Below are 24,266 nucleotides of genomic sequence, written 5' to 3'. Positions count from 1 at the left end.
CGCCAGCCATATCGAAGGGAGACGCCCTGATCAGCGGGATGCGGGATTCTACGATACGGACAGACCCCAAATTCCCCTTCGACGAAGGCTGACGAATGGTGCATGGCAAGCCTTCGCGCGCTGGCGGAGGATGGGGAGGCCACCATGCTCGACGCATCCGCGACGTCCGCGACCCTGCAACGCCTGCCAAGCGCGCCGACCGCCGAGCCGACACGGCTGCGGTCGCTGGCGCACCTGCGTCGCTTCGATCGCGAGCAGGACATCTACGGCCAGGAGGAGCGCAGCGACACCTGGTATCGTGTCATGTCCGGCTCGGCGCGCAAATTTCTGATGCGCGCCGACGGGCGCAGGCAACTGGTCGACATCTATCTGCCGGGAGATCTGTTCGGCTTCACCTCCCGCCTGCACCATCGGTTTGCCGTCCAGGCCGTGACTGAAGGGACAGTGATCGCCTGCTACCCGCGCCAGCGTGTCGAGGCGCTGGCCAGGGAAGATTCCGAGACCGCCCTCGAAATCAGAAGGCAGATCCTCGAGGCATTGGAACGGCTGCAGCAGCAGCTCCTGGTGATCGGCACGATGACGGCCCAGGAAAAGGTCCGGGAATTCCTGCTCTACTTTCACCGGAGGCTTTCGGCCGACAAGGACGAGGGCATGGCGCTGCCGATCTCGCGCTACGACATCGCCGACATGCTGGGTATCTCGCCCGAAACGGTCTGCCGCGCCATTACCGATCTGCAGGCGCGCGGCGTCATCTCGCTGGAGGGCCCGCGCCGCATCAGGATCACCCGGAGGCGAGGCGGCCAAAATGGCTGAGGGCGGATGACGCGGCGCCGAACTACCTGCCATCCGTAACGTCGCCTCTCCTTTCTCCTCGAGAAAACCCGGCTCGACGCCGAGCCGCCGTCGCAGCGCAAAATCGTCGACAGGCTTGAAACTGACGACCGTCAAGGCCGGCGGCCTAGCCATCAGCAAGGCTTCGGATGCGGGCGCAGTCGCACCGGCCGCATCAGGCGCCCAATTTCGATGGAGATGGAAGATGGCAACGAAGGTGATCGGCATCGATCTGGGCACGACCAACTCCTGCGTCGCGGTGATGGAGGGGGCGCAGGCCAAGATCATCGAAAACGCGGAAGGCGGCCGCACCACCCCCTCCATCGTCGCGTTCACCAAGGATGGCGAGATTCTGGTCGGCCAGCCGGCCAAGCGGCAGGCCGTGACCAACCCGGAGAACACGATCTTCGCCGTGAAGCGCCTGATCGGGCGCCGCTACGACGATCCGGTGGTGGAGAAGGACAAGACGCTGGTTCCCTACAAGATCGTCAAAGGCGACAATGGCGATGCGTGGATCGAGGTGGCGGGAAAGAAACACAGCCCAAGCCAGATCAGCTCCCACATCCTGGTGAAGATGAAGGAGACGGCGGAGGCCTATCTCGGCGCAAAGGTGACCCAGGCCGTCATCACGGTGCCGGCCTATTTCAACGACAGCCAGCGGCAGGCGACGAAGGACGCTGGAAAGATCGCCGGGCTCGACGTGCTGAGGATCATCAACGAACCGACGGCCGCCGCGCTCGCCTACGGGCTCGACAAGAAGAAGACCGGCAAGATCGCGGTCTACGATCTCGGCGGCGGCACCTTCGACATCTCGCTGCTCGACATCGGCGATGGGGTGTTTGAGGTGAAGGCCACCAATGGCGACACCTTCCTCGGCGGCGAAGACTTCGACAAGCGCGTCGTCGACTGGCTGGCGACCGAGTTCCAGAAGGACCAGGGCATCGACTTGCGACAAGACCGGCTGGCGATCCAGCGGCTGCGCGAAGCCGCCGAGAAGGCCAAGATCGAGCTGTCGTCGACCTTGGAGACAACCGTCAGCCTGCCCTTCATCACGGCCGACCAGAACGGCCCCAAGCATCTCGAGATCAAGCTCAGGCGGGCGAAGCTGGAAGATCTGGTCGACGACCTCATCCAGCGCACCGAGAGCCCCTGCCGGGCGGCGATGAAGGACGCCAAGGTCAAGACGTCGGACATCGACGAGGCGGTTCTCGTCGGCGGCATGACGCGCATGCCCAAGGTGCAGGACGTGGTCTCCGACATTTTCGGCAAGGAGCCGAACAAGAGCGTCAATCCGGACGAAGTGGTGGCGATCGGCGCCGCGATCCAAGCCGGTGTGCTGCAAGGCGACGTCAAGGACGTGCTGCTGCTCGACGTGACCCCGCTCTCGCTCGGCATCGAGACGCTCGGCGGCGTGTTCACGCGCCTGATCGACCGCAACACGACCATCCCGGCGACGAAGAGCCAGACCTTCTCGACGGCCGAGGACAACCAGAATGCGGTCACGATCCGCGTCTTCCAGGGCGAGCGCGAGATGGCGGCAGACAACAAGCTGCTCGGCCAGTTCGATCTCGTCGGCATCGCCCCGGCGCCGCGCGGCGTGCCGCAGATCGAGGTCACCTTCGACATCGACGCCAACGGCATCGTCCACGTCACGGCCAAGGACAAGGCCACCGGCCAGGAGCAGCAGATCAAGATCGAGGCCTCCGGCGGCCTCACGCAGTCCGATATCGACCGCATGGTGCGGGAGGCGGAGGCCAATGCGGAGGCCGACAAGCAGAGGCGTGCTCTGGTCGAAGCCCGCAACCAGGCGGATGCGCAGATCGGAACCAGCCAGAAGGCTCTGGACGAGGCGAAGGACAAGGCGCCCTCGGTGGACCGGACGACCGTCGAGAAGGCCATCCAGGAGGTCAAGTCGGCCATCGCCGGGGCCTCGGCCGACGAGATCGAGACCAAGGCCAAGGCCTTGCAAGTCGCCTCGGCGGAGTTCAGCACCAAGGTGCAGGAGTCCGCAGGTGCCCCGGGCCCCGGTTCCGGCGAAGCGTCGGCCGTGGGAGACGATGTCGTCGACGCGGATTTCGAGGAGGTGAACGACAAGAATGGTCAGCGCCATGGTTGAGGCTTCCCACGGACAGAAAACTACGGAGCCGATGCCGCAGTCACCGGACACGCCCTCCGCGCAATCTGCCGCCCCGGCCTCGCAGGCGGCGCTCGAGTTCGAGCTCGCCGATGCGAAGACCAAGCTGCTGCGTGCTCTGGCCGAGCAGCAGAACATCCGCCAGCAGATGCAGCGCCAGCGCGAGGAGGCCGTCAAGTTCGCGGCCTCGCAACTGGTCGGCGACCTTCTGGACACGCTCGACAATCTGCGCCGCGCGATCGAGAGCGTGCCCACGGGGGACTCGGCTCACGCGTCGATCGGGCCGCTGCTGAAAGGTGTCGAGACCACCGAAAGCAATCTGCTGGCGACGCTGGCGCGGCATGGCATGCGACGCATCGATCCGCTCGGCGCGGCCTTCGATCCGCATATCCATCACGCCATTTTCCAGCGACCGGACGAGACAGCGGCGGACGGCACCGTCGTCGAGATCCTGCAGCCAGGCTATACGCTTCACGACCGGGTGCTTCGCCCGGCGATGGTTGGCGTGGCGGTTCGCGAACCGCACGATGGCGGCCCGGCCGCCGGCTAGGAGTCAGCGGACAGCCGGGGGCCGGCGGTAGCTCAGCGTGTAAAGCCGCCTCGGGTCGCTCACGAGGCGAGCCCGAACGCCATCAGGCTGCACCGCCAGCGTATCGATCAGATGGCCGAGGGCGGAACGCAGGCCATAGAGCTGGTCGATCAGATCCAGCACCAGATCGACGCCTTCCTCGTTCAGACCCATCCCATCGGTCAGATCCACGATCAGGGCCGCACGCGCGACATCGACGTCGCGGATCACGCGCTGACCTTCGCGAACGGGCGGCAAGATCCAGCCCCTGTCGACGAAGGCCTGCAGCGTGTCATCGTCGACAGGACGATGTCTCTTGGGTTCGAAGTGATCGAGCATCTAGACCCCCATTGCCTGCCGCGGATTGAAGTCCTTGCCGGCTGACCAGCCAACGACGAATGCCTTCAGCTCGGGATCCTGCTGTTCCGGAAGGACGATCTTGAGTGTTGCGTAGACGTCGCCCCGGCTCCCGTCCCGCCGGGCGACACCCTGTCCCTTCAGCCGCAGCGTGCGCCCGCTGGATGAATTCATCGGCACGGATACGGCTACCGTGCCTGCCGGCGTCGGCACCTTGACCTTGCCGCCGAGCACGGCCTCGCGGAGCGAGATCGGGAGATCAAGCCGGATGTCGTCGCCCTCGCGCCGATAGAAGGGATGGGCGCGCACATGGAGCTCGATCAGCGCGTCACCGGCTTTCACTCCGACGTCGCCGGCGCTGCCCTTGCCCCGCAGCCGAAGGGTCTGCCCATCGCGCGCACCGGGTGGGATCCTGACGTCCAGCGTCTGGCCTCCGGGCAGCGTCACCTGATGCGTGCCGCCATTGACCGCCTCAAGGAAATCGATCTCCATGGAATAGCGGATGTCGCCGCCGCGCTTGCCGAACGGTCCACTCCTCTGGCGCGAGAAGAACTCGGCAAAGAGGTCGTCGCCGCCGAAATCCGCGAAGCCTTCGCCATAGGACCCTGCGCCCGCATCCGCGCCGGCAAAGTCGCGATAGTAGCGTCGTTCGGCCTTTTCGGCTCCCGTCGCTTCGATTTCGCCGCGATCGAAGCGCCCGCGCTTGTCCTCGTCGCGCAGAATCTCGTAGGCCGCCGACAGGGCCTTGAAGTCCTGCTCGGCCTGCTTGTTTCCGGGATTGAGGTCCGGGTGCAGCTTCTTGGCCCTCCGGCGATAGGCAGCCTGGATATCGCTCTGCGAGGCGTCGCGTTTGACGCCGAGGGTCTCATAGGGATCGCCGCTGCTCGTCGGCATGATCGCGGACCTGTCCTTCGCGGGCGCGGCCCCGGCGTGATGATCGCCGTTGGCGGCGTGCGTCGGGATGCTGGCAAGACCTAGCCGGAATTCAGTGCTCCCAAACTGACGGTCATCAATGCCGCCCGCGTCCAGCCGAGGCACGGTGTCCGGGACATCGGCGTCTCACGCGCGCAGAAGGACGATCGGCATGCTGCACAATCTCGACAATACGGGGCGCGGGTTTGACCCGGTACGCCAGATGCGCTTCGCCCAGAGGGATATGAGCCGGCTTTTCGACAATCTCCGTGTCGCCGCGCCTCCCGAATTTCCGCCGATGAACGTTTGGGCCGGAAGCGACGGCGCCGTGGTCACGGCCGAGATTCCCGGCGTTGTGCCCGAGGAACTCGATATCGCCGTCCATCAGAACACGGTGACGCTGCGCGGCCGCCGCACGGCCCAGCCGCCGGCGGACGACGCGGTCGTCCACCGCCAGGAACGCATCACCGGGGCTTTCGCCCGCAATCTCGTCCTGCCTTTCCGCGTCGACGGGGACCGCGTCAAGGCAACATTCCGGAACGGTGTGCTGCGGCTCGATCTGCCCAGACCCGAGGCGGACAAGCCGCACAAGATCACCGTCAGCCGCATCTGAGGACGAAGCCGCCATGAGCGACCAGCAGCCCAATGGCCTCCAACCGGCCGAAGCCACGCGCAGCGAGCCTGCTTTCACCCCGCCGACAGACATCGTCGAGACCACGGCCGGCGTCCAGATGGTCCTCGACATGCCGGGCGCGGATCCCGACACCCTCGACGTCACCCTCGATAATCGCGTCCTGCGGATTTCGGCCCGATCCCAATCGAGCGGGCCGGACGGCTACGCCCTGGTCCACGCCGAGTATCGGGACGGCAGTTACGAGCGCAGCTTTACCGTCTCCGAGCCGATCGACGTCGGGAGGATCGAGGCGGTGCTGAAGGATGGCGTGCTCCGGTTGACCCTTCCGAAGGCCGCGCCGTCCCCAGCCGCCAAGATCAATGTCAAAGCCGACTGAGGGAGCAAGCCCGATGAAGATCACGGACCTCGTCCCATGGCGTGGCGCGGGCCGCCACGTCGCCGCCGGAACCGACGCGACGGACCCCGTCCGTGCACTGCAGCTCGACGTCGACCGCGCCTTCGACCGGTTCTGGCGCATGGTGCTGAGCCCGTTCGCCCCGGTCGGCGCCTTGGCACCAACGCAGCCTGTCAGCGTTGATGTCGCCGACAACGGCAAAGAGATCACGGTCACCGCGGAGCTGCCCGGCTTGAGCGACACGGATGTCGAGCTGTCGGTCGGCAATGGCCAGTTGACGATCCGCGGCGAGAAGAAGTCCGAGCGTGAAGCCGAGGAAAGCGGCGTTCTCGTCAGGGAGCGGGTTTACGGCGCCATCGAGCGGATCGTTCCCCTGCCGGCGGGTATCGACGCCGGCGCCGCCAAGGCCAGCTTCGACAACGGCGTGCTGACGATCGTGATTCCGAAGTCCGCAGAGGCGCAGGCCGAAACGAAACGCATTCCAGTCCAGGCGGGTTGACCTCCCTCCCCATTGCCCCGCGACCCGCCTCACTGTCCGCGACCGCCCGACGGTTGCGGACTTTTCTTGTGCAGCACCGGCGGACGGGGAGGACACGCCCTGCCCCAAAACTGATGGCCGTCAAGGCTGGCGGCGGTGCGCAGACGCTAGCCTCCCATCGCTGTGCGGGGATGTCTTCGCCCAGCCCAGGCCAATCACCCGCCACGGAGGATTGCATCATGAGAGCAGACAGCGACATCAAGCGCGACGTGGAAAGCGAACTGAAATGGGATCCGGACATCGACGCTTCCGACATCGGCGTCGCGGCCAAGGATGGGGTCGTCACGCTGAGCGGCTTCGTCCGCAGCTACAGCCAGAAGTATGAGGCCGAGAAGGCGGCGAAGCGGGTCAAGGGAGTGCTCGGCATCGCCAACGACATCGAGGTCCGTCTCCCGCTGGTCCACGAAAAGCCCGATCCCGAAGTCGCCCGCGCCGTCGTCGAGGCGATCAAGAACGAGCTTCCCTATTCCCACGAGAACATCAAGGTCGTGGTCAAGAGCGGCTGGGTGACCCTCGAGGGCACGGCCGAGTGGGAGTATCAGCGCAACCGCGCGGAGGCGGCGGCGCGAAAGGTCAGGAGCGTCAAGGGCATATCGAACCTGGTGACGCTCAAGCCACGCATCGCGCCTTCGGAGATCAAGTCCAAGATCGAGGAGGCGTTGACGCGGATGGCGGAGGTGGACGCGAAGCGCGTGACGGTCGCCACCGACGGCGGGGTCGTGACCCTCTCGGGAACGGTCCGGTCCTGGGCGGAGCGCCAGGAGGCCGAGCGCGCAGCCTGGCGGGCGCCGGGCGTCACCAAGGTCGAGAACCGCATCATCATTTCTCCGTGATGCAGCAGAGGAGGGACCAGCCGGACCTTTGGCCGGTCCGGCCGGTCACTGTCGCAGAGGAGCTTTCGACGTGAACCACACGTGGGCGCGCAAACCTGATCTGCCCGAGACCGTAGGTCCCGACCCGGTCGAGCAAGCCAGTCTGGACTCGTTTCCTGCGAGCGACCCGCCTTCGTGGGCGCCCTTGCATGTCGGCCGCCGCTCGACAGCGCAGCCGTCGGACACTGCCACGGCGCCTGGTGTCGACGAGACCCGTCGCCAGGCTGACGAAACGTCTCCAGCTGATCCTGCCGTGATGACACAGGTCCGTCGCGGATCGTCGAGGGCATGATGGACGATCTCCTGGCCCGCACACTCATTCTCCTCGCCGCGTCGGGCCTCGCGGTCGGGCTTCTCACCATGCTGCGAATGCCCGCGGTGATGGGCTACCTCGTCGTGGGCGCGGTGCTCGGGCCGCATGCGCTCAACCTGATCGACAATGCCGAGCACACGAAGTTTCTTGCGGAGCTCGGCCTGATCTTCCTCATGTTCATGGTCGGGCTCGAATTCTCGATGCCGACAATTCTGCGCGCGGGGCGGGACGTGCTCGTCGCGGGCAGCGTGCATGTCGGCCTCATGATGACGCTTGTGACGGCGGGGCTTGTACTGACGGGCGTGCCGGTGCAGCCGGCCGTCATCATGGGCGGCGCCATCGCCATGTCGTCGACCGCCGTCACGCTGAAGCAACTCGCCGAGCAGGGCGAAATCAGCAGCCGCCACGGACGGCTCGCGCTCGGGATACTGCTATTCCAAGATCTGGCGACGCTGCCTCTCATCATTCTGGTCGGCGCCTGGGCCCAGAACGGATCGCTGGCGCCGATGGAGATTCTCAAGCAGATCGCGGTTGCGACCGGGGCTCTCGTCGCCGCCGCCGTGATCGCGCGGCCTCTGATCCGTCTCGGCTTCTCTTGGGTGCTCAAGTCGCGCTCCGCCGACCTCTTCCTGCTGTGGGCGCTGATGACCGCACTTGGCACCGCCTATGTCGTCCATCTGGCGGGGCTGCCTGCGCCGATCGGAGCCTTCGTCGCGGGCATGGTCATCGGCGAGAGCGAATTCCGTCATCGGGTCGAGGAAGACATCCGGCCATTCCGTGACGTGCTCGTAGGCCTCTTCTTCATCACGGTTGGCATGGGCATCGACACGTCGGCTGCAGCGAGCTTTCCCGGCATGATCGTTGTCTGGCTGCTCGTGCTCGTTCTGGCGAAGCCGCTCGTGGCCTTCGTGACCGGCCTGATTGCCGGGGCGCCACGTGAGGCCTCCGCGCGGACCGCCGTTATCGTGGCACATGGCGGCGAGTTCGGGCTGCTGCTGACATCGCTCGCCCTCCAGTCCGGCCTGGTGCCGGCGGCGCTGGGCCAACCGGCGCTGATCGCGCTTGCCCTGACGATGGGGTTCGCCCCCCTCCTGATCCAGCGCAACCATTGGGCCGCATGGCTATTCGACCGTCGCGAACGTCGCATCGCCGCCACAGAGGCATCGATTCGCATGCAAAGCGGCAGCCTGCATGATCACGTCATCCTGTGTGGCTGTGGTCGCGTGGGCCGGCTCGTAGCGACCGTCCTGGAAGCCGCGGGGATTGCGTATATTGCCATCGAGACGGATCTGCCCCGATTCCGGACGGCTCGCCGCCAAGGTCACGAGGTCGTCTTCGGCGATGCGAGACATCACCGCATTCTCGAGGCGGCGGGTCTGGACCGGGCCCTTCTGGTCGCGATCACCTTCGATCATCTGAACACGGTGGAAAGCATCCTGCACCGGGTCAGGGCGATCGAGCCAGGGCCGGCATCCCTGGTGTCGACCGCCGACGATCTCGACATGGCGCACTTCGCGCGCCTCGAGGCGACCGCGGTCTTTCCGGAAAACCTCGCGGCCGGCCTCGCGCTTGCGGACCGGGCGCTGTTGCTGTGCGGGAAGTCGCAGGACGACGCAGCTCGCATCGTGAACGGGGTCAGGGCGGAGCTCGTCGAGGTCAACGGGCTTGCGGCCTGACTGCCGAGGACCGGCGCGGGCGACCGAGCTCAGCCGATCGTCCTTCCCGGCGCGGCGCCCGGGCGATCCGAAAGGTCGAGCCGTTGCGGCAAAACTGACGGCCATCAAGGTTCCACCGGGCCTGGCGGAGTAGGTTTCGGCCACGGATCTGAACGGAGAGCACGATGACGGATCTCCCTGTGAATGACGGCGCGAAAACCCAGGCGATGAACGACATGCTCGCCGATAACTGGTGGGCCGTCGCGCTGCGCGGCGCGGTCGCGATCCTGTTCGGCATCACCGCCTTTGCGATGCCGGTCGTCACGATGCTGTCGCTGGTCTTCGTCTTCGCCGCCTTCAGCATCGTCGACGGCGTCTTCGGGATCGTCATGTCGGTGCGGGGAGCGCGAAAGGGCGAGCGCTGGGTCTGGCTGCTGCTGAGCGGCATCTTCGGTATCGCCGCCGGCGTCGTCGCGGCGCTGTGGCCCGGCCTCACAGTGCTGGCCTTCGTCCTCCTGATGGCGGCATGGGCGCTGATATCGGGCACGCTCATGCTGATCTCGGCTTTCCGGCTCAAGATCGACCATGGCCGTGTCTGGCTGGTGATCGGCGGCATCGCCAGCATCGTGCTCGGGGTTCTCCTCGTCATATCGCCGTTCATCGGCGCATTGGTGCTCACCTTCTGGACCGGCGCGCATGCGCTCGTGCTGGGCGGCACGCTTCTGGTGCTGGCGTACAGGCTGCGATCCCACCGAACCGGATTGCCGGGCAATCTCGCCGCCTCCGGCGCGGCCTGAGCGATCGGGAAAGGATCTAGACATGGCCACAATTCTCGCATCCGGCACGAAAGCGCCCGCCTTCACGCTTCGCGTCACGCCCGACCAGACCCTGTCCCTGTCCGAATTCGCCGGGCGGCGCCTGATCCTGGCCTTCTACCCGGCGGACTGGAGCCCGGTCTGCGGCGACCAGATGACGCTCTACAACCACGTGCTGACGGAGTTTCGCAAGAAAGGCGCCGACCTCGTGGGCATCTCCGTGGACGGCCCGTGGTGCCATCAGGCCTTCGCCCGCGACCGGAACCTGCATTTTCCGCTGCTGGCCGATTTCCATCCGAAGGGAGAGGTTTCGCGCGCCTACGGCGCCTACCGCGACGATGTCGGCGAGAGCGCCCGCGCTCTCTTCATCATCGATCAGCACGGCATGATCGCATGGAGCCACCTGTCTCCGGTCGCGGTCAATCCCGGCGCGGACGGCATTCTCGACGCCCTCGACCAGATGCCAAACCTGGAGCAGAATCATGTCGACGCTCAAAGTTCCCGTCAGCCCGCGTGACCACCGCCGCGGCGGGCCCAACGCGGCCGTCACGCTGGTCGAATACGGCGACTACCAATGTCCCTATTGCGCGGCCGCCCATCCGGTCGTCCGCTTCCTGGAGAGCCGCTTCGGCCCGGCCCTGTCGGTCGTTTTCCGGCATTTCCCGCTGGTCGAGGTCCATCCGCTCGCGGCACCGGCGGCGGAGGCTGCGGAATATGCCGGCGATCACGGCCGGTTCTGGGAGATGCATGATGCGATCTTCTCCAACAACAACCGGCTGAGCACGCAGCTGCTGTTTGCCCTGGCCGGGACGTTGCAGTTGTCGCAGATGGGCCTTCGGGATTCGATCGCCCGCTCGTTGCACGCGGACAGGATCCGCGAGGATTTCATCGGCGGCATTCGCAGCGGCGTCAACGGAACGCCGACCTTCTTCGTCAACGGCGTGCGTCATCAGGGCGGGTTCTCGGCGCCGGAGCTCGCCGCATCGATCCAAGACGAGATGGGTGCGCTGGCGCCGGCGCGCTGAGTGCGCGCTGGCGCGAAAAACTGACACCCGTCACGGCGGTCGCGACGGTCTCAGTTCACCTTGTCGGCACCCTCGACGCCGCGCAAAGCCACTGCCCCCGCGCGCAGGCATCGTTCAAGAACCGGAGGTCTCGTGATGCAGCCCAATAGCGACGCCCTACGCCGCCGACTCCACCGCGCGCTCGCAGCCGCCTCGATCACGATGCTGACGGCCGCCGTCCTGATGCCATACGGCACAGGACCGGCATTCTCGCAGAGCGTCGTGGTGCTCGACGTCGATGTAAAGGAGGTCGCCAAGGGTTACCGCGCCTCGAAGCTCTCCGGCTCCAATGTCCAAAACGGAGCCGGGGAGCGCATCGGCTCGATCAGCGACCTGATCGTCGACCGGGAGAAGGTTCTGTTCGCCATCCTTCAGATCGGCGGATTTCTCGGTCTCGGCGCGCACCTCGTCGCGATCCCCTACCCCGCCCTGGAGATCAGCGGGGATGGCTCGAAGATCGTCCTCGCACAGGGCAGCAAGGAACGATTGCAGAAATTGCCGGAATTCAAGTATCCGCAGCAGTAGGGCACGACGCCGTCGCTCGCCTTGAACGCTCGGCTCCGGCGCATCGGCGCCGGACCGGTCGACCCCTCAGTGCAGATATGTCCTGTCTGCCGCCAATTGTGCGTCGAGCGATCTGTAGAGCAGGGCAAATCCCTGCATGACCCGCCCATAATCGCGTTGACGCGAGGCAAAACCATGCGCCATCTGCATCAGCTCGGGGTTGCTGCGTTCGAGCTCTCCAATCGCCGTGATCGTGAAGGCATCGGGGCCCGACTCGTCGATCTCTCGCACCAGAGCGTCGCGCGTCTCGGCCGTGACACTCGGCAGGGCGTGCATGACCGGCCTGCCGGCGGCATCGGCCGATGCCGTGATCAGCAGCTGGTAGAACATGCCGAAGCCGACCATGATCCTCGGTGCATCGCCGATATCGGCGGCGCATTTGCGGGCCATCTCCAGAAGTTCTGGATTTTCGCGCCTCAGGACGTCGGTGATGTCTCCCATGCAGGCCTCTGGACCCAGCTCGTCGAATTGCCTCGACACGCATTCCCGGGTCAGCTCGCTCACGCGGGGAAGAAGGCTCATAAGCCCATGTCCTCTTGCCATTCGCTTCAGCCACGAAGGTAGGTGACCGCCGGCCGGATTCAACCTCGCGAATACGTCATGGCAGGGCGCTAAAAAGCGGGCTCACACCGCTTTGGCAAGGCTCGCGAGAACCGAAAGGCGGACGGCCTGGCCGAGCTGACGCACGCCCAGACGGTCCATCATGCGCGAGCGGTGAACCTCGACCGTGCGCACGCTGATGCCGAGACTGAAGGCGATGATCTTGTTCGGTTGCCCCGCCACCAGCGCCTCGAGCACCTCCCGCTCACGCGGACTGAGCGAATCGACCAGGAGGGACGCCGCCACGACGTCATCGGCTCGCCCCTTCGTCGCACCCGTGTTCAGCGCGGCCTCGATCGCCGCGATCAATGCGTCGTCGCCGTAGGGCTTCTCGATGAAATCGACCGCTCCCGCCTTCATCGTTCGGACAGCGGTCTGGACGTCGCCCTGTGCCGTTATCACGATGACCGGCAAGTCCGGGTTCAGCTGCAGGAGGCGAGCGAGGACCTCGAAGCCGTCCATCTTCGGCATGCGCAGATCGAGCATCACGCAGCCCATGGCCAGGTCGTCCGCGACGCCGAGGAAGGCCGCCGGCGTGGCGAAGGACGTCACGCGGAAGCCGGCGGCATCCAGGAGTCGTTCCAGCGACCGGCGGATGGCCGGATCGTCATCGACGACATAAACGAACCTGGCATCGGCCATCTTGCGCTCATCGCTCCGGGGGGACAGGCAGCGTCACGCGAAAGATCGCGCCACCGCCCTGGTTCGGCTCGTATCGCAGCTTGCCGCCATGGGCCTCGACGATCGTCCGGCAGATCGAGAGGCCCAAACCCATGCCATTGCTCTTCGTGGTGTGGAACGGCTCGAACAAGTGCTCGACGATGTCGTCCGACAGCCCCGAGCCACGATCCGCGACCGCGATCTCGATCGACCCGTCGTCGAGCCGCGCCGTAACCACATCCAACTCGCGCCGCTCGCTATCCGCCATTGCATCCTGCGCGTTGCGGATCAGGTTGAGCACGACCTGCTGCAGCTGGATCCGGTCTCCCGACACGGCCTCGGCGCGCGGATCGAAACTCAGCCGGACCTGCACGCCATGCGCACCGGTGCCCGCCGAGGCGAGATCGCTGGCTTCGCGGATCAAATCAGGCAGTCGTTCGATGCGCATGTCCGTCTCGCCGCGCGTGGCGAACTCGCGCAGACGCCGGATGATCTCGCCGGCGCGAAGCGCCTGGCCAGCCGCTTCGTCGAGCACGTCGCGTATGGTCTCGACCCTGTGTGCGCCGTTGGCCATCATCCGGCGCCCGGCGTTGACGGAATTGGTGAATGCCGTCAGCGGCTGGTTCAATTCATGCGCCAAGGCGCCGGCCATCTGCCCGGCGGCACTCAGCCGGGAGGCATGAAGCAGCTCCACCTGCAGTTCCTGCGCGCGGACATCGGCGCGCTGGCGCTCCTTGGCCTCGAGCGTCAGCCGTTCGAGCGCCTCCGCCAGCTCCGATGTCCGGTCCGATACGCGCTGCTCCAGCGATTCGTTCAGGCGTCGCAGATTCTCCTCGAGTTCTCTCTGACCTCTCAGGTCGCGGCTGACGGTCGCCATGTTCATCGGGCGGCCCGTGCGAAAGTCGTCGATGCGGAACCAGTCGACCAGGAAGGGAATGTCCTCCCCCGTCTTGAAGTGGCGGAAATTGAGCTCGCCGAGCCAGCGGCCGCTCGCCTCCACCAGCGGCATCAGCTCCTGATGTGCGCGCACCCGATCCGGCGGCGAGAGAAATTCGAAGATCGACAGCCGCTGCGCTTCCTCGATGCCGGAGAGCCCGAGGAGTTCGCAGCCGGCCGTGTTCAGATATTGCACCCGGCCTTCAAGACCGGCGAAGCCGACGAACTCCGACGATCGCTCGATCAGGGTCACCATGCGCCGCCGCTGACCTTCCACGTGCCAGCGCTGGATCGCGAGCGTCGCATGGCTTGCCGCGATGCCGAGCAGCAGGCGATGCGTCTCGTTCGGAAATCGCGAATCGAGCGAACCGGCCATGATCCCGGCATCGCCACCAAAGCCCATCGGCACCGCTGCGATGTGCAGCGTTCCCTCCGCGAACGGACTGCCGATCATCAATGTCTGCTCGCGGGTGCCACGCCACGCGTCGCGCAGGCTGCGTTCGACATCGCTCAGTGATCCAGCGGGCACTCGCAGGCCCGTTCGGACGACATCGACCGCGGCTTCGTCGCGCAGCGCCGGCACGGAAATATAGACGACGTCCGCATCGAGCATCGACATCAACGCGGCGGCGACGCTGTCGGCGATCTGCCGCGCGCTGTAGTCCTTCCAGATCGCAGGCAGCGTCGAGAGCGCGACGAGATCGCGAATGCAGTGCCTGAGCTCCAGCGGCTCGAAAAGCTCATCGACCCGGAGCATTCCGCCTGATCCCAATACAGGACGCACATCGGATCTTCAGCGTCTGTCCAGAACGCCGAAGTCGCGCGGCAGAGATTCACATCCGGATTTGCCGGATGGCGACGCGCCATCCGCAATTGCGAACTAAATGGTTACGCAAGGACCGGGAGCGCCATTGTCCGTGTCTGTCGACGACATCGAGGCGGCGGAAAGGCCGGTCGCGCGGAAAACGCATCCTGAATAGACTATACACCTCCCGCGTCGATTGCCCAAGGAATTGATCGCAGAGGCGCGGGCCGGCGGTTCGGCAAGGGGGCTGTCGTCACTCGCTAGCCTCTGGTCGGGATTCATCCGTCCACCTGCCTCAAGCCACGCGTGCAGATATCTGCCCGCATGGCGCCGACTGTTCGTTCTGACAATGGTCTACGGGCGTGGCGAAGACGGCCATTACGCAAAATTGCTTAATGGCCGCCGTCTCCGTCCTCGATCACATTTTTCGTTCGCGCGGCCGCAGGCGCAGCACCGTCGGCGTGAGGATCGACGAATGGCAAAACGCACCAGGCCGCTCGCAGCCGAGACCGGCCGACGGGTCGACGCCGCTTTTGCGCGGCTGAACAACGCCAGGGACCGCAGCTCGGACCTGATGCCGGTCCTCGACATGGCGATCGGGATGACGGGCGCCGACATGGGCACCCTGCAGCGCTTCGACGAAAGCACCGACTGTCTCGAACTCATCGCCAGCCGCGGATTCTCGCAACAGTCCTTGAGCTTTTTCGTAATCGTGCGCCGCGACACCAATACGAGTTGCGCCGCCGCCTTCGCGCGTCGCATGCGCGTCTTCGTCGAGGACATCTCGACGAGCTATCTGTTCGTGGGCACGCGCGAGCTCGCCATGTTGAGCGCCGGCGGCGTTGCCGCCGTGCAGTCAACGCCACTGATCAGCAGCAATAGCCGTCTCTGGGGTGGGCTTTCGACGCATTTTCGCGCCACGCAAAAGGAGAGCGCGTTCGATCTCGCTCCGCTCGACCGGCTCGCCGTCCAGATCGCCGACCGCCTCGTAAAGAGCGAAAGATCGGCGCCACACCGGACTATGTTGGAAGATCGCATCGGGGGAGACTGACATGAGTTCGACGGCCCAGCCCATTGCTTTCGGAGGAAGCATGCTGCGCGAGCACCGGCATGTCTGCACATTCTTCAGTTCGGCGGTGGAAGAATACGAGACATTGCTCCCGTTCATCTGCGACGGCATCAACTGCGGCCATCGCGCCTATCATGTCCTCCCCGATCACCATAAGGAGGATCACTTCCAGCGGCTGCGCATCGCCGGGATCGATGTCGAGAGGGTGATGAAGACCCGCCAGCTTGAGGTCGCCGTGCCGGAGGACACCTATCTCAGGACCGCGCGTTTCAACAAGGACGCCATGCTCGTCCTCATCCAGGAGGCCTTGAAGGCCGGCGCCGATCTCGGCTTTCCCCTGACGCGGATGATCGCGCATGCCGAGGCGGCGGTCGACGACTGGAAGAGCAGCAACGATTGGGTGGAATACGAGATGCGGCTCAACAGCGTCCTGCCCAATTACGACGACCCGGTGATCTGCACCTTCGACGCCAATCTGCTGACGGTGCCGCACGCCATCGATATCCTGCGCACGCATCCGATGGTTATCATCGGCGGCGTCTTCGTCGAGAACAGCTTCTTCACGCGCCCGCAGGATTTCATTCGCGAGGTCCAGTTGCGCACCGGACCGAGCCGCTCCTATCGGGGATAGTCCGCAGACCGCGCCGGTCGCGCCTGCAGCTGAGGCCGACCGGCCGGGACCCTGAGCCAGGCCGCGAGAAGGCTGCCGCGGCGAGGTGAAGCCCTCGATCCACAAGCACCGTAACGTGGCCACCAGGCGCGACCGCTGCCGCGACAGCGGCTCGCGATCAGCGCGCCGGGTCGGGCGAGCGGTCGATTCCGGCTCAGCTCGTCCGGCCAAGCAGCGTGGCGGAGCCTCGCTCCGACGAAGACCGCTTTGCGGCTGCGGTCGCCGGATGAAGAACCATGCTCCGTTGCCGCCCGGATCGACCGGCGTCGCGAGAATTCTGCAAAGCTGACGATCGTCAGCGCGGCCCGCTCGCGCCTGAGGCTCGATAGGCGGGAGGCTGCATACCGGCCTTAATCCGACGAATGCGCCGGCCTCCGACGCAATCGAGGACGCAGCTTCGCCGAAACTCCCCGGAAGGAATGAGCGAATGGTCAAGTTTGCGCTTCTCGTCACCATGGACGCCAAGCCCGGAAAGGAGGCGGAGGTCGAGGCATTTCTGCGAAGCGGCCAGCCGCTCGTCGAGAACGAGCCCGGAACCATAGCGTGGTTCGGCGTCCGCATGGGTCCCTCGACTTTCGGGATCTTCGACGTGTTTCGCGATGAGGCGGGACGCGACGCGCATCTCTCCGGCCTCGTCGCGGCGGCCCTGATGGAGAAGGCGCCCGATCTTTTCGCCTCGTCCCCCCGCATCGACAAGCTCGACGTGCTCGCGGCGAAGCTGCCCTGAGACCGGTCGACCAAAAGTCAACGAACCCCGCCGGACCGATCCGGAAACAACCGCTGGAGACACAGCCATGGCCTCAGGTAATCGTGCGGTCACCTATATGGGACCGAGGACTGTCAAAGTCGAAACCTACGACTATCCCAAGCTCGTCGATCCCAGGGGCAACAAGACGCCCCACGGGGCGATCCTGAAGATCGTCACCACCAATATCTGCGGCAGTGACCAGCACATCTACCGCGGCCGTTTTCCCTCGCCCTCGGGCATGGTGCTCGGCCACGAGATGACGGGTGAGGTGATCGAGACCGGCCCCGATGTGCACTTCATCAAGAAGGGCGACCTCTGCTCGGTCCCGTTCAATGTCTCGTGCGGGCGCTGCCGCAACTGCAAGGAAGGCCATACCGACACCTGCATGAACGTGAACGACGAGGCCGATTGCGGCGCCTACGGGTTCAATCTCGGCGGCTGGCAGGGCGGGCAGTCCGACTACCTGATGGTTCCGTTCGCGGACTGGAACCTGCTTCGGTTCCCCGACAAGGATCAGGCCATGGCGAAGATCAAGGACCTGACCCTGCTCTCCGACATTCTGCCCACCGGCTTTCACGGCTGCATCCAGGCCGGCGTCAAGCCCGGATCGACCGTCTACATCGCCGGCGCCGGCCCGGTCGGCCGTTGCGCCGCGGCCTCCGCCCATCTCCTCGGCGCCTCCTGCATCATCGTGGGGGACACCAACAACGAGCGTCTCGCCCTGGTCAGGAGCGCGGGGTACGAGACCGTGAACGTGTCCTCTTCGACGCCGCTCGCCGACCAGATCGAGGCCATTCTCGGCCAGCGGCAAGTGGATTGCGGCGTCGACGCTGTCGGCTTCGAAGCCCATGGAAACGGCCCCGGCGCAGGCGAGGATCCGGCCGCAGTGCTCAATTCGCTGATCGAGGTCGTTCGCGCCAACGGCGCGATAGGCGCGCCCGGCATCTACACGGCGGGAGACAGCGAGGCGATCGACGAGGATGCCAAGGCCGGGCGGTATCGCATCGACTTCGGCAAGGCCTGGATCAAGTCGCCGCATATCTCGGCCGGACAGGCTCCGATCATGCACTACAACCGCGATCTGATGATGGCGATCCTCTGGGACCGGATGCCGTATCTCGGCAAGCTCGCGAACGTCGAGGTCATCCCCCTCGAAAAGGCGCCAGAAGCCTACCGCATCTTCGACCAGGGCTCGCCCAAGAAGTTCGTCATCGATCCGCACAACACCACGAAACTGGTAGCCTGAGTGGTCGGCGGATGCCTCCCGCGCCCGTGCCCCTGGGCGCTTCATTCCGCCGAAACAGCGGGCGCGCACGCCAAGCCCCTCGGTGCGCGCGTCCGCGACCTCTCCCAATGGCGACCTGCCCCAGCCGCGCCCGGCTCGAAGGAGATCATCAATGGCAAGCGACACGCTCAAGGGAATGAACGTCGCGATCCTCGTCACCGACGGTTTCGAGGAAGTCGAAATGACCGAGCCCCGCAAGGCGCTCGACGAAGCCGGCGCCCAGACCAGCCTGATTTCGCCGAAGCCCAACAAGGTCCTCGCCTGGGACTTCACCGACTGGAGCCGCAGCTATCCGGTCGATGTCCCGCTCGCTTCCGCCAATCCCCAGGATTACGACGCGCTCCTCCTGCCCGGCGGCGTCATCAACCCGGACGCGCTGCGCGAGGACGTCAAGGCCGTGGCCTTCGCCAAATCGTTCTTCGACGCCAAGAAGCCCGTCGCCTCGATCTGCCATGGCCCGTGGACGATCATCGAGACGGGCGCGGCGCACGGCCGCCGCATGACATCGTGGCCTTCGCTCAAGACCGATCTGAAGAACGCCGGGGCCAACTGGGTCGACGAGGAGGTCGTCGTCGACCAAGGCCTCGTCACCAGCCGCAGCGCCGACGACATGCCCGCTTTCAACCGTGAGACCATCAAGCTGTTCGCGGACGCGCGAGGGCATGTAGCGCCGGCGGCCTGAAGCGGCGGTCATGCTGCTCCCGCCAGATGGCGAGCGGCCTGGCGAGAGTGAGGCACACGCATTTCTCGCTTCGTTCCGACTGAAGGGGCGCATCGCCATGACATGCATGGTCAGGTTTCATCGCACCGGCGGACCGGATGTGATGCAGTTTGATGACCTCCCGGTCGGCGATCCGCGACCAGGCGAGATGCGCGTTCGCGTCGAGGCGATCGGTCTCAACCGCGCCGAAGCGATGTTCCGGTCGGGCGCCTACCTGGAAGCGCCGCGTTTGCCGGCACGTCTCGGTTACGAAGCCTCTGCCACGGTCGAATCTCTTGGAGACGGCGTCACCGGCTTCGCGCCAGGCGATCCGGTCAGCGTCATCCCGGCCTTCTCCATGAACGACTACGGCGTCTATGCCGACAAGGCCATCGTGCCGGCATACGCCGTCATGCGGCGCCCAAGCGGCGCATCGGCAATAGAGGCAGCGGCGATATGGATGGCCTACCTCACGGCATGGGGTGCACTGATCGACATCGGTCATCTCGGAGAAGGCGACGCGGTCGTCGTTACGGCGGCGTCCTCGAGCGTCGGACTCGCTGCCATCCAGATCGCGAACAGCGTCGGCGCGATCTCGATCGCGACGACCCGCACGCGCGCCAAGGCTGCGGCGTTGGAAGACTTGGGCGCCGCGCATGTTGTCGTCACCTCCGAGCAGGATCTGGTGGCCGGGATCAACCGCGCGACAGGCGGCAAGGGGGCGCGCCTCGTGTTCGATCCGGTCGGCGGACCGCAGGTGGAAAGGCTGGCCGAGGCGATGAGCCGCGATGGCGTCCTCTTCATTTACGGTGCGCTCGCCGCCGCGCCTACGCCGTTCCCGATCATCGCGGCCATGCAGAAGGCGCTGACGCTGCGCGGCTATACCCTGTTCGAATTCGTCCGTGACAAGGAGCGGCTGGCCCGAGCGTCAGCTTTCATCGAAAATGGGTTCGCCGGAGGCCGCCTGAAGCCGGTCGTCGCGAAGACGTTCACGCTCGACGAGATCGTCAAGGCGCACGTCTACATGGAATCCAACGAGCAGTTTGGGAAGATCGTTGTCACCGTCCCGCACTGAGTGCTGGCCGAGGAGGAAACTGACGTGAAGATACTGATGGTACTCACCTCGCACGACCGCCTCGGCGACACCGGCCGCAAGACCGGCTTCTGGCTCGAGGAGCTGGCGGCACCTTACTATGCCTTCAAGGACGCGGGCGCGGAGATCACTCTGGCTTCGCCCAAGGGCGGCCAGCCGCCGCTCGATCCCAAGAGCGCCGAGCCTGATTCCCAGACCGACGACACGAGGCGTTTCGAGGCCGACGCTGCGGCCATGGCCGCGCTGGCGGCGACAGAGCGGCTCGCCACGGTCTCGCACGAGGCTTTCGATGCCGTGTTCTATCCCGGCGGCCATGGGCCCCTCTGGGACCTGGCGGAAGACCGCAGCTCGATCGCGCTGATCGAGGCGACGATAGCGGCAGGCAAGCCCGTCGCGCTCGTCTGCCACGCGCCCGGCGTGCTCCGTCATGTGAGGGCCGCAGACGGCAAGCCGCTTGTCCAGGGCCGCAACGTCACCGGGTTCACCAACACGGAGGAGGAGGCCGTGGGGCTGACCGCGATCGTTCCGTTCCTGGTCGAGGACGAGTTGAAGCGAAACGGCGGACTGTTCTCGAGGGGCGCCGACTGGCAGCCCTACGTCGTCGTCGACGGCAATCTGATCACCGGCCAGAACCCGGCCTCTTCGGAGGCTGGTGCGAAGGCCCTCCTTGATCGGCTGACGGCGCGTGACGGAGCGGCCAGCCCGCTTCAATCGGCGTGAATCACATCCCTCAAAAGGCGGAGCAGCCTATGATCACGCTCGAGCAGGCACGCTCGATCATTGCCGCGGCCGAGGCGAAGGCAGATGAGATCGGCCAGCCCATGAACATCGCGGTGGCCGATTGGGGCGGGCATCTGATCACGCATATTCGGATGGATGGAGCGTGGTTGGGCAGCATCGACATTGCGATCAAGAAGGCGTTTACGGCGCGCGCCTTCGACATCTCGACGCGTGATCTTGCGAAGCTCGCGCCGGACGGCGGAGAGTTCTTCGGCATCAACACGTCCAACCAGGGCCGCGTGATGATCTTCGCCGGCGGCATTCCTCTTTACCGGGAAGGCCGTGTGGTTGGCGCGATTGGGGTGAGTGGCGGCTCGGGCGTCCAGGATCAGGCGGTCGCAGAAGCGGGCGCTGCGGACTTCGCCGCACGCGAACTGGCCGCGTCCGACTGAGCCCGGGCGTCTGGCGCAGAAGAATGCAGTGATGACGACGCCCGGATAAGGCAAGACATACCATGGCTCGCCGTGGCGCGGTCCGGCTCCAGGCAGCGTGGGAAGGCGCAGTCGAGCTGCGCGGGGCCCGTTATCGCACCGGCTTCCAAGGCCTTGGATTTTGAACGACCGCCTGTCGCGGGTACGCAATGCGCAAATGCCGGGGCATAACTCTCCGGTGTCCTAAGGCCTGGAGGGTCGCGTGCGAGACATCAAGGCCTCGGGCTTCGTCCGCGTTCGCGGCGCCCGCGAGCACAATCTCAAGAATGTCGATGTCGACATTCCGCGCGACGCCCTGGTCGTCTTCACCGGCGTGTCGGGATCGGGCAAGTCGTCGCTGGCTTTCTCCACCCTCTATGCCGAGGCGCAGCGCCGCTATCTGGAGTCGGTCTCGCCCTATGCCCGGCGCCTGTTTCACCAGATGGAAGTGCCCGAGGTCGACGAGATCGAGGGCCTACCTCCGGCGGTGGCGCTGCAGCAGCAGCGCGGATCGCCCACCACCCGCTCCTCGGTCGGCAGCGTCACCACCCTCTCGAACCTGCTGCGCATGCTCTATTCGCGTGCCGGCGACTATCCGCCGGGCCAGGCCCATCTCGACGCCGAATCCTTCTCGCCCAACACGCCCGAAGGCGCCTGCCCGCGCTGCCACGGCCTTGGCCGCATCCACGAGGTCACCGAGGCCTCGATGGTGCCCGATCCGTCCAAGACGATCCGCGAGCGCGCTATCGCCGCCTGGCCGACGGCCTGGGGCGGCCAGAACCTGCGCGACATCCTGATCAGCCTCGGCGTCGACGTCGACACGCCGTGGCGCGACCTGCCGAAGAAGGTCCGCAACTGGATCCTGTTCACCGAGGAGCAGCCCCAGGTCCCGGTCTATCCCGGCTGGGACCATGACCGGATCCAGCGCGCGATCCGGCAGAAGATCGAGCCTGCCTATATGGGCACCTTCTCGAGCGCCAAGCGCCATGTCACCCACAGCTATGCGACGACCCAGAGCGCGATGATGAAGAAGCGCGCCGCACGCTTCATGATCGCCCGGCCTTGCCCGGTCTGCGACGGCAAGAGGCTGCGCCGGGAAGCGCTGTCGGTCCGTTTCGAGGGGCTCGATCTCGCCGAGATGAGCCGCCTGCCGATGGCCCGGTTTTCGACGATCTTCGCGCCCTATGCCGAGGCTAACGCCCCCAAGCTCAAAGCCCTGCGCAAGACCCATCCGGAAAAGGCCCTCGTCGTCGCGCGCATCGCAGGCGATCTGTGCCGCCGGCTCTCGGTGCTGCTCGACCTCGGCCTCGGCTATCTGACGCTGGAACGGGGCACGCCGACCCTGTCGCCAGGCGAGTTGCAGCGCCTGCGGCTCGCCACCCAGGTCGTCTCCAACCTGTTCGGCGTCGTCTATGTGATGGACGAGCCGTCCGCCGGTCTCCATCCCGCCGATACCGAAGCGCTGATCCGGGCGCTCGACGGCCTGAAGACGGTCGGCAATTCGCTGTTCGTGGTCGAGCATGAGATGGACGTCGTCCGTCGTGCCGACTGGATCGTCGATGTCGGGCCCGCCGCCGGCGAACATGGCGGCGAGATTCTCTATAGCGGCCCGATCGAGGGGCTGCGCGGGGTCGGGGCGTCGGAGACGAGGCGCCATCTGTTCGACGAAGGCGGCGGGATGCCGAGCCGAGGCCGCGAGCCCGCCGGGTGGCTGCGACTTGAGGGAGTCTCGCGCAACAATCTCAAGCGGGTCGACTGCGCGATCCCGCTCGGCGTGATGACGACCGTCACTGGAATCTCCGGCTCGGGGAAATCGAGCCTGGTCAGCCAGGCGCTGGTGGAGCTGGTCGCCGGTGCCCTCGGCGCCCCGGTCGCGGCCGAGGAGGAGAGGGACGCCGAAGCCGCGCTCGAGGACCGCCCCGCCGGCGCGACGGAGGGTCGGATCGTCGGTGGGCTCGAAGGGATCAGGCGGCTGATCGAGGTCGACCAGAAGCCGATCGGCCGCACCCCGCGCTCCAACCTCGCGACCTATACCGGCCTATTCGATCATGTCCGGGCGCTGTTCGCGGCCACGCCCGAAGCCAGGAAACGCCGCTACGACGCCGGCCGCTTCTCCTTCAATGTCGCCAAGGGCCGCTGCCCGCGCTGCGAGGGCGAGGGTTTCGTGATGGTCGAATTGCTGTTCCTGCCGAGCGTCTACGCCCCCTGCCCGACATGTCACGGTACCCGCTACAACCCCAAGACGCTCGAGATCCGCTATCGCGGCAAGACGATCGCAGAGGTGCTCGCGCTCACCGTCGAGGGCGCCTGGGCATTCTTCGACGACGCGCCCCATGTCTGCCGGTCGCTCAAGGTGCTGCGCGAGGTCGGGCTCAACTATCTGCGCCTCGGACAACCCGCGACCGAGTTCTCAGGCGGCGAGGCGCAACGCGTGAAGCTCGCCACGGAATTGCAGCGCGCCCAGCGCGGCGGCGCGCTCTATGTGCTCGACGAGCCGACGACCGGCCTCCATCCGACGGATGTCGAGCGCCTGCTCGGCCAGCTCCACGCCCTGGTCGATGCCGGCAACAGCGTGGTCCTGGTCGATCACGACATGAAGGTCGCGGCGGCGAGCGACTGGGTGATCGACATCGGGCCCGGCGCCGGCGACGAGGGCGGCGGGATCGTCGCGAGCGGCCCGCCGGCTACGGTCGCGGCCTGCCGGGCGAGCCGCACCGCGCCTTATCTCGCTCGCGCGCTCGGCAAAGGCGTGGTCGCCACGACCATCTGATCGACAGCGATACGGCCTGCAAGACCCGCCGCCGCGGCGATCAACCAGTCCGACGCCCATGAAATGACGGATGCCCAGGAGAGCACTAG

General features: G+C 65.9%; 26 protein-coding genes. 21 read left to right on the top strand and 5 right to left on the bottom strand.

All coding sequences use genetic code 11. The features are described 5' to 3' along the window. Window positions 1-102: 102 nt before the first annotated feature. From BMZ21_RS12040 to BMZ21_RS12030, 3 genes are all read left to right on the top strand, one after another. Window positions 103-813 carry a helix-turn-helix domain-containing protein gene (locus BMZ21_RS12040; RefSeq protein WP_244543813.1) on the top strand — a complete coding sequence of 237 codons (711 nt, stop codon included), beginning with the start codon at window positions 103-105 and terminating at the stop codon, window positions 811-813. 223 nt (window positions 814-1,036) lie between these two features. Then, window positions 1,037-2,947, top strand: a complete 1,911-nt coding sequence (gene dnaK, locus BMZ21_RS12035) for a molecular chaperone DnaK (RefSeq protein WP_091833905.1) — start codon at window positions 1,037-1,039, stop codon at window positions 2,945-2,947. Then, complete coding sequence (locus tag BMZ21_RS12030; protein WP_244543812.1) at window positions 2,928-3,515, top strand: nucleotide exchange factor GrpE; 588 nt, start codon at window positions 2,928-2,930, stop codon at window positions 3,513-3,515. Before dnaK ends, BMZ21_RS12030 begins: the two co-directional genes overlap by 20 nt. A 3-nt stretch (window positions 3,516-3,518) precedes the next feature. Here the strand turns inward: BMZ21_RS12030 and BMZ21_RS12025 are convergent, their stop codons facing one another. Beyond that, entirely contained in the window at window positions 3,519-3,872 is a 354-nt protein-coding gene (locus BMZ21_RS12025) for a chaperone modulator CbpM (RefSeq protein WP_091833902.1), read from the bottom strand. Further along, a complete protein-coding gene (locus BMZ21_RS12020) occupies window positions 3,873-4,784 on the bottom strand; it encodes a DnaJ C-terminal domain-containing protein (protein WP_091833899.1) in 912 nt (303 codons plus the stop codon). Window positions 4,785-4,974: 190 nt separating this feature from the next. Here BMZ21_RS12020 and BMZ21_RS12015 point away from each other — a divergent pair, with 190 nt between their 5' ends. The 9 genes from BMZ21_RS12015 to BMZ21_RS11975 all read left to right on the top strand — a co-directional run bounded on the left by BMZ21_RS12015 (window position 4,975) and on the right by BMZ21_RS11975 (window position 11,612). Next, entirely contained in the window at window positions 4,975-5,415 is a 441-nt protein-coding gene (locus BMZ21_RS12015) for an Hsp20/alpha crystallin family protein (protein ID WP_091833896.1), read from the top strand. 13 nt (window positions 5,416-5,428) lie between these two features. Further along, window positions 5,429-5,812, top strand: coding sequence for an Hsp20/alpha crystallin family protein (locus BMZ21_RS12010; protein WP_091833893.1), 384 nt, complete (start codon window positions 5,429-5,431; stop codon window positions 5,810-5,812). A 13-nt stretch (window positions 5,813-5,825) separates the two neighbouring features. Continuing rightward, window positions 5,826-6,329, top strand: a complete 504-nt coding sequence (locus BMZ21_RS12005; protein WP_091833890.1) for an Hsp20/alpha crystallin family protein — start codon at window positions 5,826-5,828, stop codon at window positions 6,327-6,329. A gap of 218 nt (window positions 6,330-6,547) precedes the next feature. Beyond that, on the top strand, window positions 6,548-7,201 hold the full coding sequence (locus BMZ21_RS12000; protein ID WP_091833887.1) for a BON domain-containing protein: 654 nt from the start codon (window positions 6,548-6,550) through the stop codon (window positions 7,199-7,201). A 327-nt stretch (window positions 7,202-7,528) separates the two neighbouring features. Next, window positions 7,529-9,229, top strand: coding sequence for a cation:proton antiporter domain-containing protein (locus BMZ21_RS11995; protein ID WP_091833883.1), 1,701 nt, complete (start codon window positions 7,529-7,531; stop codon window positions 9,227-9,229). Window positions 9,230-9,393: 164 nt separating this feature from the next. Continuing rightward, window positions 9,394-10,005 (top strand): HdeD family acid-resistance protein, encoded by a 612-nt coding sequence (locus tag BMZ21_RS11990; protein ID WP_091833880.1) that lies wholly within the window; start codon window positions 9,394-9,396, stop codon window positions 10,003-10,005. Between the two features lie 22 nt (window positions 10,006-10,027). Then, window positions 10,028-10,540: a redoxin domain-containing protein gene (locus BMZ21_RS11985; RefSeq protein WP_091833877.1), complete on the top strand. Its 513-nt coding sequence runs from the start codon at window positions 10,028-10,030 to the stop codon at window positions 10,538-10,540. Further along, window positions 10,506-11,048: a DsbA family protein gene (locus tag BMZ21_RS11980; RefSeq protein WP_091833874.1), complete on the top strand. Its 543-nt coding sequence runs from the start codon at window positions 10,506-10,508 to the stop codon at window positions 11,046-11,048. Before BMZ21_RS11985 ends, BMZ21_RS11980 begins: the two co-directional genes overlap by 35 nt. A gap of 135 nt (window positions 11,049-11,183) precedes the next feature. Continuing rightward, complete coding sequence (locus BMZ21_RS11975; RefSeq protein ID WP_091833871.1) at window positions 11,184-11,612, top strand: PRC-barrel domain-containing protein; 429 nt, start codon at window positions 11,184-11,186, stop codon at window positions 11,610-11,612. Window positions 11,613-11,678: 66 nt separating this feature from the next. On the opposite strand, the gene BMZ21_RS11970 is transcribed toward BMZ21_RS11975, so the two are convergent. From BMZ21_RS11970 to BMZ21_RS11960, 3 genes are all read right to left on the bottom strand, one after another. Further along, entirely contained in the window at window positions 11,679-12,155 is a 477-nt protein-coding gene (locus tag BMZ21_RS11970; RefSeq protein ID WP_244543811.1) for a hypothetical protein, read from the bottom strand. Between the two features lie 120 nt (window positions 12,156-12,275). Beyond that, window positions 12,276-12,893 carry a response regulator transcription factor gene (locus BMZ21_RS11965; RefSeq protein WP_091833865.1) on the bottom strand — a complete coding sequence of 206 codons (618 nt, stop codon included), beginning with the start codon at window positions 12,891-12,893 and terminating at the stop codon, window positions 12,276-12,278. 7 nt (window positions 12,894-12,900) lie between these two features. Next, the gene (locus BMZ21_RS11960; protein ID WP_167561612.1) at window positions 12,901-14,466 is read right to left on the bottom strand and encodes a PAS domain-containing sensor histidine kinase; all 1,566 of its coding nucleotides are present in this window, start codon (window positions 14,464-14,466) and stop codon (window positions 12,901-12,903) included. A gap of 661 nt (window positions 14,467-15,127) precedes the next feature. Between BMZ21_RS11960 and BMZ21_RS11955 the strand changes: the two genes are divergently transcribed. The 9 genes from BMZ21_RS11955 to BMZ21_RS11915 all read left to right on the top strand — a co-directional run bounded on the left by BMZ21_RS11955 (window position 15,128) and on the right by BMZ21_RS11915 (window position 24,177). Beyond that, entirely contained in the window at window positions 15,128-15,703 is a 576-nt protein-coding gene (locus tag BMZ21_RS11955) for a GAF domain-containing protein (RefSeq protein ID WP_091833859.1), read from the top strand. A gap of 1 nt (window position 15,704) precedes the next feature. Further along, window positions 15,705-16,352, top strand: coding sequence for an MEDS domain-containing protein (locus tag BMZ21_RS11950; protein ID WP_091833856.1), 648 nt, complete (start codon window positions 15,705-15,707; stop codon window positions 16,350-16,352). Window positions 16,353-16,818: 466 nt separating this feature from the next. Next, window positions 16,819-17,118 (top strand): putative quinol monooxygenase, encoded by a 300-nt coding sequence (locus BMZ21_RS11945; RefSeq protein WP_091833853.1) that lies wholly within the window; start codon window positions 16,819-16,821, stop codon window positions 17,116-17,118. Between the two features lie 67 nt (window positions 17,119-17,185). Beyond that, window positions 17,186-18,385 carry an alcohol dehydrogenase catalytic domain-containing protein gene (locus tag BMZ21_RS11940; RefSeq protein ID WP_091833850.1) on the top strand — a complete coding sequence of 400 codons (1,200 nt, stop codon included), beginning with the start codon at window positions 17,186-17,188 and terminating at the stop codon, window positions 18,383-18,385. A 151-nt stretch (window positions 18,386-18,536) separates the two neighbouring features. After that, a complete protein-coding gene (locus BMZ21_RS11935) occupies window positions 18,537-19,106 on the top strand; it encodes a type 1 glutamine amidotransferase domain-containing protein (protein WP_091833847.1) in 570 nt (189 codons plus the stop codon). 97 nt (window positions 19,107-19,203) lie between these two features. Then, entirely contained in the window at window positions 19,204-20,199 is a 996-nt protein-coding gene (locus tag BMZ21_RS11930) for a zinc-dependent alcohol dehydrogenase family protein (protein ID WP_091834391.1), read from the top strand. Between the two features lie 24 nt (window positions 20,200-20,223). Further along, complete coding sequence (locus BMZ21_RS11925; protein WP_091834388.1) at window positions 20,224-20,937, top strand: type 1 glutamine amidotransferase domain-containing protein; 714 nt, start codon at window positions 20,224-20,226, stop codon at window positions 20,935-20,937. Between the two features lie 29 nt (window positions 20,938-20,966). Next, a complete protein-coding gene (locus BMZ21_RS11920; protein ID WP_091833844.1) occupies window positions 20,967-21,389 on the top strand; it encodes a GlcG/HbpS family heme-binding protein in 423 nt (140 codons plus the stop codon). A gap of 241 nt (window positions 21,390-21,630) precedes the next feature. After that, window positions 21,631-24,177, top strand: coding sequence for an excinuclease ABC subunit UvrA (locus tag BMZ21_RS11915; protein ID WP_091833840.1), 2,547 nt, complete (start codon window positions 21,631-21,633; stop codon window positions 24,175-24,177). The last annotated feature ends 89 nt before the right edge of the window (window positions 24,178-24,266 follow it).

The organism is Allobosea lupini, assembly GCF_900109525.1.
Classification (GTDB): Bacteria; Pseudomonadota; Alphaproteobacteria; order Rhizobiales; family Beijerinckiaceae; genus Allobosea; species Allobosea lupini.
The sequence above is the reverse complement of the archived record's forward strand: the minus strand, read 5'-3'. Positions and strand labels throughout refer to the sequence as shown.

Excerpts from the sequence above, each read along its gene's own strand:
- BMZ21_RS11945 (WP_091833853.1), top strand. The coding sequence starts at position 16,819 with ATGGTCAAGTTTGCGCTTCTCGTCACCATGGACGCCAAGCCCGGAAAG.
- BMZ21_RS11980 (WP_091833874.1), top strand. The coding sequence starts at position 10,506 with ATGTCGACGCTCAAAGTTCCCGTCAGCCCGCGTGACCACCGCCGCGGC.
- BMZ21_RS11930 (WP_091834391.1), top strand. The coding sequence starts at position 19,204 with ATGACATGCATGGTCAGGTTTCATCGCACCGGCGGACCGGATGTGATG.
- BMZ21_RS12000 (WP_091833887.1), top strand. The coding sequence starts at position 6,548 with ATGAGAGCAGACAGCGACATCAAGCGCGACGTGGAAAGCGAACTGAAA.
- BMZ21_RS11920 (WP_091833844.1), top strand. The coding sequence starts at position 20,967 with ATGATCACGCTCGAGCAGGCACGCTCGATCATTGCCGCGGCCGAGGCG.
- BMZ21_RS11985 (WP_091833877.1), top strand. The coding sequence starts at position 10,028 with ATGGCCACAATTCTCGCATCCGGCACGAAAGCGCCCGCCTTCACGCTT.
- BMZ21_RS11950 (WP_091833856.1), top strand. The coding sequence starts at position 15,705 with ATGAGTTCGACGGCCCAGCCCATTGCTTTCGGAGGAAGCATGCTGCGC.
- BMZ21_RS11965 (WP_091833865.1), bottom strand. The coding sequence starts at position 12,893 with ATGGCCGATGCCAGGTTCGTTTATGTCGTCGATGACGATCCGGCCATC.
- BMZ21_RS11960 (WP_167561612.1), bottom strand. The coding sequence starts at position 14,466 with ATGTCGATGCTCGATGCGGACGTCGTCTATATTTCCGTGCCGGCGCTG.
- BMZ21_RS12010 (WP_091833893.1), top strand. The coding sequence starts at position 5,429 with ATGAGCGACCAGCAGCCCAATGGCCTCCAACCGGCCGAAGCCACGCGC.
- BMZ21_RS12015 (WP_091833896.1), top strand. The coding sequence starts at position 4,975 with ATGCTGCACAATCTCGACAATACGGGGCGCGGGTTTGACCCGGTACGC.
- BMZ21_RS11935 (WP_091833847.1), top strand. The coding sequence starts at position 18,537 with ATGGCAAGCGACACGCTCAAGGGAATGAACGTCGCGATCCTCGTCACC.
- dnaK (WP_091833905.1), top strand. The coding sequence starts at position 1,037 with ATGGCAACGAAGGTGATCGGCATCGATCTGGGCACGACCAACTCCTGC.
- BMZ21_RS11940 (WP_091833850.1), top strand. The coding sequence starts at position 17,186 with ATGGCCTCAGGTAATCGTGCGGTCACCTATATGGGACCGAGGACTGTC.
- BMZ21_RS11975 (WP_091833871.1), top strand. The coding sequence starts at position 11,184 with ATGCAGCCCAATAGCGACGCCCTACGCCGCCGACTCCACCGCGCGCTC.
- BMZ21_RS11955 (WP_091833859.1), top strand. The coding sequence starts at position 15,128 with ATGGCAAAACGCACCAGGCCGCTCGCAGCCGAGACCGGCCGACGGGTC.
- BMZ21_RS12025 (WP_091833902.1), bottom strand. The coding sequence starts at position 3,872 with ATGCTCGATCACTTCGAACCCAAGAGACATCGTCCTGTCGACGATGAC.
- BMZ21_RS12040 (WP_244543813.1), top strand. The coding sequence starts at position 103 with ATGGCAAGCCTTCGCGCGCTGGCGGAGGATGGGGAGGCCACCATGCTC.
- BMZ21_RS12030 (WP_244543812.1), top strand. The coding sequence starts at position 2,928 with ATGGTCAGCGCCATGGTTGAGGCTTCCCACGGACAGAAAACTACGGAG.
- BMZ21_RS11990 (WP_091833880.1), top strand. The coding sequence starts at position 9,394 with ATGACGGATCTCCCTGTGAATGACGGCGCGAAAACCCAGGCGATGAAC.
- BMZ21_RS12020 (WP_091833899.1), bottom strand. The coding sequence starts at position 4,784 with ATGCCGACGAGCAGCGGCGATCCCTATGAGACCCTCGGCGTCAAACGC.
- BMZ21_RS12005 (WP_091833890.1), top strand. The coding sequence starts at position 5,826 with ATGAAGATCACGGACCTCGTCCCATGGCGTGGCGCGGGCCGCCACGTC.
- BMZ21_RS11995 (WP_091833883.1), top strand. The coding sequence starts at position 7,529 with ATGATGGACGATCTCCTGGCCCGCACACTCATTCTCCTCGCCGCGTCG.